At 62.8% G+C, this 8,040-nt stretch carries 6 protein-coding genes; 3 read left to right on the forward strand and 3 right to left on the reverse strand.

The window, feature by feature from the left end; genetic code table 11:
• Window positions 1–1,442, forward strand: a 1,442-nt coding sequence (locus tag VEK15_04485; GenBank protein HXV59929.1) for a DUF4388 domain-containing protein, incomplete at its 5' end; no start/stop codon positions are given.
• Between the two features lie 112 nt (window positions 1,443–1,554).
• On the opposite strand, the gene VEK15_04490 is transcribed toward VEK15_04485, so the two are convergent.
• Genes VEK15_04490 through VEK15_04500 form a run of 3 tightly spaced genes read right to left on the reverse strand, consistent with a single transcriptional unit; the run spans window position 1,555 to window position 7,022 of the window.
• Window positions 1,555–3,162, reverse strand: coding sequence for a phospholipid carrier-dependent glycosyltransferase (locus VEK15_04490; GenBank protein ID HXV59930.1), 1,608 nt, complete (start codon window positions 3,160–3,162; stop codon window positions 1,555–1,557).
• A gap of 34 nt (window positions 3,163–3,196) precedes the next feature.
• On the reverse strand, window positions 3,197–5,215 hold the full coding sequence (locus VEK15_04495; protein ID HXV59931.1) for a hypothetical protein: 2,019 nt from the start codon (window positions 5,213–5,215) through the stop codon (window positions 3,197–3,199).
• Window positions 5,216–5,240: 25 nt separating this feature from the next.
• Window positions 5,241–7,022, reverse strand: coding sequence for a glycosyltransferase family 39 protein (locus VEK15_04500; protein ID HXV59932.1), 1,782 nt, complete (start codon window positions 7,020–7,022; stop codon window positions 5,241–5,243).
• Window positions 7,023–7,207: 185 nt separating this feature from the next.
• Between VEK15_04500 and VEK15_04505 the strand changes: the two genes are divergently transcribed.
• Together VEK15_04505 and VEK15_04510 are read left to right on the forward strand one after the other, a co-directional pair.
• Complete coding sequence (locus VEK15_04505; GenBank protein HXV59933.1) at window positions 7,208–7,786, forward strand: OsmC family protein; 579 nt, start codon at window positions 7,208–7,210, stop codon at window positions 7,784–7,786.
• A gap of 75 nt (window positions 7,787–7,861) precedes the next feature.
• A partial coding sequence (locus VEK15_04510; GenBank protein HXV59934.1) for an NAD(P)-binding domain-containing protein occupies window positions 7,862–8,040 on the forward strand: 179 nt, incomplete at its 3' end.

Genomic DNA, 8,040 nt, shown 5'->3' on the forward strand with positions numbered 1-8,040 from the left:
TTTCGAGATTCAGCCCAGAGGGCCTGCTCGATGATCTCTGGGCCGAGGAGCGGCGCGATCGACGCCGGCTCAAGCTCGCCCTGCTTCAAGTACACGGCGAGCTGGCCCGCAGCGCCTGTCTCGAGCGGCTCGAGATGGAGCTCGTCGGCGAGAGCCAGGCGAACCCCTACTTTGTAAGAAATCTGATTTACCTTCTCCGCGTCATACCGCGCCCCGAGGGCGAGCCGGTCGAGCCCGAGATCGACCTCATCGTGCGCGCCTCGGGTCGGGACAGCTCGCTGATTCTGATCAAGGAAGCGATCGTATATCTCGGCGAGACCAAGCACACCAAGGCGGGAGCGGTCTTGACCGGCTACCTGAAGTCCTACGAGGAGCTCTTGCTCAGCGGAGCGGCACCGGCTTCGGACCGACTGCAGCTTTGCGGTCTTCTCGACCGGCTGGCTGCTGCGCTCGCCCGGCTGGGCACGAGAAACGCCACGACCGCCCTCATCGAGCACGGTCTCAACCGGCAACCCGGGCTCGGAATCACCAGCGCCCGCCTCGTGGGCCTCGGCACCCGGGATCTGTCCTCTCATCCCGAGGATGTGAATCGAATCCTCGAGGCGCTGCGTTCCGAGCTCCCGGGAAAGCTCCTCTCACGGTTCGTCAAGACGAGAGAAGACACTGTGGTTCATTACATCGCGGCGCTTTCGGGAACTCCATCCGTCGGAGTTACCGACGCCTTGACCGATCTGGCAAAACGATTCCCCAAGACGAAGTTCGGGGAGGCGGCGGCCAGGACGCTTTTGAGCTTCCACGACGCGTCCTCACGCTCGACCACCGGGGCGGCGATGACGGGAGATCTGGAGTTCTTCGGCCTCCCGCATATATTACAGACCCTCGAGCGCGCCTCCGCCACCGGCGTACTGACGATTTTCTACACGAACGAAACCGTGGCCGCGGTGATCCGGATGCAGAACGGCAAGTACAAGAGTTGCGAGACCGAGCGCCTGAAAAACGAAGAAGCCGTCTACGAGCTCTTCGAAAAACCCTTTCCCGGGAAGTTCGCTTTCGTCGATCAAGGCCGTGTCGCCGATCCGGATGTGAACGATCCCGACCCGGCGCTCGTGGACGTCGTGTCCCTCATCATGGAGGGGATCCGGCGGTACGACGAGTTCCAGAGAGCTCGTGCCGTCGTTCCCGATGATGCCATTCTCGTGGCATCGGTCGGGAATGCGCCGCAGTTCGAGGACGAGACCGACCGCAACCTGGTCGATTCGGTGTGGGAGAGAGCGATGTCGGGAAAGACGCCCAGTCAAATCGAAGCCGACTTGTCGGTCGACTCTTTCCGGGTCCGAAGGCTCCTGGCTCGGTGGGTGGAAGGGCGGGCCCTCAGCCACTCCCGGGGAAACAACGTCATCCCGATATCGGAATCCCAACACGCGGCGCGAAAGCGAGCCTAGCAGGGCTGACAAAGAGTACTGCCCAGCCTGCCGAGCGGCGGCCAAGACGTCAAGTGTCGACGGTCTACCGCCGAGAGCTCCGAAAGCGACTGTACGATTCACCCATCATCAATCAATCGATCTGCCAGATCGTCACGAGTGGCCCCCCGCGCTCGACAGCGCCGAGCCCGGTATAAGGCAAATAAAACGCGTCTCGGGCATAGAAGACCGGAAGATCGCCATCGGCGCGAAACGGGTCGAAGATGGCGAGCCGGGTAGCGTTCCGGTTCAACCACTCGACGAGCTCGGTCGGTACGTGAGAGTTGCGATAGAGGTACGGATGGTCATGAGCGACGAGGTAAGGGGCTCCGGAAGAACGGACGTCCTGAAGTCGACAGGGCATGACGATGGGCTCGAACGCGGGCGGCCGCCTTCGATCCGAGTTGATGTCCGGCGCTCCGTAACCCCCGCACACCGCGATTCTGGAGCGTCGAGGAAGATGATTCGCCACCCATTGTGATGCCTGAACACGGGTATCCTCCCGGGCCGCGATGCGATCGAAACGAAGCGAGCTGACCAGGCCAGGCAGAACGATACCGATGCACGCGGCAACGGTCGCGGGCAGAGGCCATCGCCTGACGATTCGAACGAACACTTCCGCTCCGAGCACGACCAGAATCGGAACGACCGGCAGTACGTATCGCGGGAAAACCAGCCGAACGCTTCCAACGAGCGCGTAGAAGGGCAACAGAAACGACAGCAGGGCGAGATTGACGGGACCCCGAAACCACAAGGCACGAAAGACTCCGGCGAGCGACAAGAGAAAAACGGGCCAACCGAGCCCATAAGGAAGGGTGGTCTCGAGGTGTACGAGGAAACCCGGCGGGTCGTTCGCGCCATAGAGCATGCTTCCCAGCTTCGCCAACGCGCCGTGGACGTCGCTAGGCCGAAGGAGAACATAGGGAGAGGTCAGCGAGAAGACGACGATCGAAGCGATGCCTGCCGCCGAAAGGCGCCCGATCGTCGCCCGGCTCTGACCGAGGTCGCGCATTCCCGCAAGCGAGGGAATCGCCAAGCTCAGAGATACGAGGGCCGCGTTGTACTTCGTCGATGCGGCGAGACCCAACGCGATTCCCGCGAGAACGTAGTCGGAAAGCCGCTGCTCCCGGACGGCACGCACGGCGAAGACGAGAGCGAGAGTCACGAACAGCGTCATCGAAACGTCGACGATGGCGAATCGTGAAGTCACCACATGGACGTAGGCGGTGGCTGCGGCAAGCGCAGCGACGAGCCCGACGGCGTCGCTGCGGCCAACGTTCCGACCGAGCCAGAAAGTGGCCGCAACCGTCAGCACGGCAAGGATTACGCTGAAAGCGCGGCAGACGAGGTAATGCCGGTTGGGACGCAGGACGGCGATATCGAACTGGAAATCCTTGAGGGCTTCGTAACGACCACTCGCTCTTCCCGCCTGAAAGGTGCTCCACAAGGCGAGCTCATAGAGATAGAAGGGAAGACTCGGGTAATCGAAGTACCGGGGGTCGTGGTCCCCGGTGACGAGCATCCGGGTGGCCTTGTTGACGACGGCATCTTCGTCCGGCCGGGTCCGGGTGTGAGGAAGGCCGTAGTCCATTCCCCAGACCCGAAGCGCGGCCGCCAGAGCCAGAATCACGAGCAGGAGTCCGCAGGAGCGAAAGGCCGTCAGTCCCGCTCTCATGCCCCGCCTCTCGGCGCGCCGGGGCATGGCCTCCGACTTTTTGAAATGACTCTACCGTCCATCACCGAGAATCGCCAAGGGGAACCACAACGAGGTCGATGCGATAAAAGGCACCGCCGAGCGGTCTCGAATCGGGAGAGCTTCCAAGCTCCGAAGGACGGAGGGTCTTTTCCATCGAGAACTGAAGCTCGTTGACGCCCCGAGACCAGACTGCCGATGGAATCCTCGAGCTCACCCGGGAGCGCTTCGAGACGAGTTGCACCGGCATTGCGTGACCGTTCACCGCCAGCATCACGTGGTTGGGGGACGTGGGGCCGTAGGGGCCCAACTCCACGGTGAGATCGTAATCGCGCGCCGCTTTCAGCGGCACCAATATCGTGGAGGTCGAGCCGACCGTCCATCGGAACGGTTCGCCCGCCGAATTGGCCTCCTGGGCGCTCCACCCCCGGCCCAGGTACGGCTCGATGCCCGAATCGAAGACGAAACGGAAGTTCCCGAAACCCTGATGGCCGTACAGCTGGTCGAATCGCTCCGCCGATACGCGGTGGCGCCACGAAAACCACCAGTTCATGGGCCAGGCGGGGGGCAGCCCGAAGGCGTCGTAGCCTCTCTCGAGCGTACGAGTCCAAACACCTCGAAACGAAACGAGCCGATCGGGGGGGATGGCACCACGGCGCGTCTGCTCCATCAAGCCATAGTTCCAGAGTGTGAGTCCGGCGAACAGTGCGACGATCAAGATCCGAGGCCTCCGGCGCAAGAGCTCGACCAGGGCCGCCGTGCCCAGCATGAACAGGGGCAGGCAGGAGTCGAAGCGGCGCCCGCCGAACGACCAGCCTGCCCACCAGATGGCCACACTGCCGTTGACGAAGGCTTGAATCCCGAAGCCGAGGAGACCGAGAAGCGCGAGTCGCCGGGCAACTCCGACCCAGGCGAGGAGGCCCAGAACCGACAGGTAGAGAACCGGATTCCAGGGGAACAGGCCGCGATTCGTCGAATAGAGCACTTCGAGCACGCTCAGCTGATCGAACGCCACTCCATGTCCCGCGAGCGGCAGGGCGAGCGCGTCGTCGACGGTGCGTCTCCAAAAAATCAGCTGCGGCATGAAGGCGAGAGCGAAACCGAGCACCGACAGAGACAGGCTCCGCCACGGCCGGGGAGCATCGAGAAGACGGTCGAGAAGGGGCAGGGCGAGCAGCACGCCGTTCTGCCAGCGGACGAGCGACGCCAGTCCCGCGAGAAGCCCCAGCCACAGCCACTGCCTCGGTCGTTCGAGCGGGCGATTGTCCAGCCAATAGCAAAGAAAAAAGCTCGAGAAGGCGAACGACATCGCATGCGGCATGCTCGGCTCGACGACCATGTACCAGAAGAGGAACGACGCCGACCAGACGGAGCAGAGCGCGATGAAACTCGTCGGGACGGGAAAGTACCGGCTGAGCGTTCCCAGCCCGCGAACGAGCGCAAAGCTCGCGAAAAAGTAGCCCGCGAGACCGAAAGCCGTCTCGTAAGCGTTGCCGAACCCGCTCGGCTCGAGCCCCCGGCCAAGCCAGCTCCCGATCAGAAGCAAGCAATGCGCCGTCAAGAGAAAGGGCAGCGATAACAGGGGCGTGCCCAGAGGATAGCGCTCGGCAATCGGCAAGGGAGCGTGAACGAGCCGGTAGTCGTTGGTGAAATCCAGATCGCCGTCGAACAGGAGCGAACGCGCGATGACGAAATAATGGGGCCCATCGGCGCTCAACCGGAGACCGTAGGCAAAATAGAGGTAGCAACCGATGAGCGATCCCGCGAGCACCAGCGAGCACGCGAATCGGATGCGAACGGAGCGCTCGCCGCCTCTTCGAGACTCTCCCCATTGGGTTGCGACGAACAAAGCCCACAGCACGGTGGCGTGGACCACGAAGGAGACGAACCGATCGTCCGACAAGGGCAGGAGCTGGAGTGCTCCGTCGGTGGTCACGATACTGAAGAGGTTCAGCAGCTCGACCCAGAGCAGGCTCTTCAACACTCGCCGCGGCCATACCCGAGACTCGTGGTGGTCGGCGGGTGCGACATCGCTCCGCGTGAGCTCGGGGGATTCGGTCAAATCGATGGGACCTTCGGTCGACGCGCTATGAGCCCTCGGCTTCCTCCGGTCGAGTGGGGACCCGGAGGATTCGGATCGTCGGGCCAATCACCCGCCCCTCGACGGGCTCGAACCTCGCCACCTCGCGACAGATCTCGAACAACTTGTAGTAGTTCCTCGTCTGACGGTGCTCTGGCCCGAAGCGGTCGTATTGAGCCGAGGAAACGACGAGGTACTCGACGCCTTCGTCTCGATAGTCGGCGACCGAACGGTCGATGATTCTCGACTGAATCGTGACCCGGTGTCGTCTCCGATCGAGAGCGGGACACTGCCGCTCGACGGCGAGATGGGTTTGCGGGGCGAAATGCCCGTCGATCCACACCCGGGCCAGGCTGCCGGTGTCGTCTCGGCTCCTCTCGACGTTCAGAGCGATCGAGGTATCCAGTGGAACGCCGAGAGCCACCGCGAGCAGGACCGCGGTGGCGACGGGCTGGACCGGCAGGCGTCGGGGAAAGGGGCCAGCCCGGCGGAGAACGTCAACGGCTTGCTCGAGGCCGAAGGCGGCCAGGACCGCGAGAAAGGGATAGACGCAAACGAGATTGCCGGGGAAGTTCATCCGCTGCGAGCTGTAGTAGCCGTAATACAGAACCGGAAAACTGAGGAGCACGACAAGGCGGGAGTCCAGTCGGTTCAGCGCCACCCCCAGGCCTCCCAAACCAGCGATTACCGCCGCCCAACCTGCCCCGTAGGTCACCGCGTACTTGGCATGATAGGCCCAGTTATCGGTCCCCTCGGCGTCGGGCCAACCCCGATAGCCGTAGTTGTACATCGCGTTCGCGACCGCATCGATGAACTTCGGTAGCTCGACGATGAAATAGGGACAGCCGATGACGAACCCCCCGATGGTCCCGAGCAGTCCGAGATAGAAGTCAGGTCGAGCGAGGAAGCGCCCTCGTTCACGAATCGCTACCGCCAGCAGAAACGAAACGAGCACGAAGCCCCCGTTGTATTTCGCCGCGGCCGTCAGCCCGACGCTGAGCCCGGCGAGGAGCGCCAGTCTCGTTCCTCCCCGCTCCAGATAGACGAGCGTCACCAGCAGACTCAATGGCGCCATGAAAGCGAGCAAAGGGTCGGGCTTGTTGTACTGAGAGACTTCGACCGCCGCGGGGAAGACGGCCATCAGCGCAGCGGCGATCAAACCGACTCGGGTCCCGAACACCCGCTTCCCCAGAAAGAACGTCACCAGAACGACGAGCGTACCGGGGATGACTCCGGCGCCGAAACGGCCCCAGAAGAGGAAGTCTTCCTCCATCAACTCTTGAACGCTTTGCCATCGCCCGGTCGGCACCTCGATGAAGAACACGACCAGATAGGTGACGACGTTCACGTAGGCCTGAAGACTCGGGTGGATCCACCAATGAGGGTTGAGATCGCCGCGCTTCAGCATCTTCAGATAGGAATGAACGTAGTCGAACTCGTCGGCCACGTAGCTCTGCGGTAGGCCGAAATGCGCTCCCCAGTAACGCAAACCGAAGGCGAGCAGCAGGATCAAACCGAGCGCCGCCACGACGGCATGCCGTCTGACGACGAGCCAAATGGTTCCCGGTCGAAACGCGGACGGGTTCCGGTCGAGGAGAAGGGCGGCGGCGGCGAGGAGAACCGACACGATCCCCAAGACCTTTCGGGAGACGGCAGGCTCGAGGAAACGCAGGAAGTAGGCGTTGGTCAGAATCGTCCCGACCGCCTGCGCGAGGACCAACCATCGGAGCGCGGCCCACAAGCGACTCCGCGTCGAATGACCTCGCTCTTGCTCGTCTTCAGGCAGCAACCGAACGATCTCCCCGAGAAAAAGCTGATGCTAGCCTCGACGCCTCCAAATTGCCAGCCGGGGAAACAGGGCGAGGGCCCGGTTCCAAGAAATTCCAGGGCGTGGCGGGACCGTTCTCCGTTTGCGTATCTAAGACTAGAGCACGAGACGGAAGGACGCCTCGTGAACAACAAGGAGGAAGAGATATGGGAAGCACAGTAGAGGCGAAGAAGGAACGGAAACCACTCAACGGAGTGGACACCCCGACCCTTTTCGCCACGGTCAACGCGGTCAAACAACAGCCCGAGCTCGCCAAGTTCCAGTTCCGGGCGACGGGTCATTGGGTATCGGGAACCCACACCAAGACCCGCTTCGAGACGTTCAGCGGGGCCGGTGGAGAACAGAAACACGAGACGACTTTCGAGTTCGGGGCCGATCACCCCAAGGTGCTCGTGGGAGAGGACCGTGGTCCCACTCCCGCCGAGTTCCTGCTCGGTGGCCTCGCGGCCTGCATCACCTCGGGCATTGGCAACATCGCCGCCGCCCGCGGAGTCAAGCTTCAGGAAGTCGAGTCCACCGTCGAAGGAGACATCAACCTCCTCGGCATTCTCGGTCTGTCGGACGAGGTCCGGAACGGTTACGAGAAGATTCGTGTGAGCTTCAAAATCAAAGGCGACGCTCCACCGGAGAAGCTCCGCGAGATCGTCGAGCAGTCGAAGGCGCGCTCCGCCGTTTACGACGTGCTCACGAACGGTGTCCCGGTCGAGGTCAACGTGGAGGCTTGAGTCGTCGACCTGACGGCGGATCGCCGGGGAGACCGGCGACCCGCCGACCGGGTTGGTGAGATCGGGAGAAATGTCATGAGGAGAACCGACACGATCATCATTGGCGGGGGGCAAGCCGGCCTCGCGATGAGCCGGTGTCTGACGGACCGCTCGATCGATCATGTGATCCTGGAACGAGGTCGCATCGCCCAAAGATGGCGGAGCGAACGGTGGGATTCGCTCCGGCTCCTCACTCCGAGCTGGCAGAGCCGCCT

The organism is Vicinamibacteria bacterium (assembly GCA_035620555.1).
GTDB lineage: Bacteria > Acidobacteriota > Vicinamibacteria > Marinacidobacterales > SMYC01 > DASPGQ01.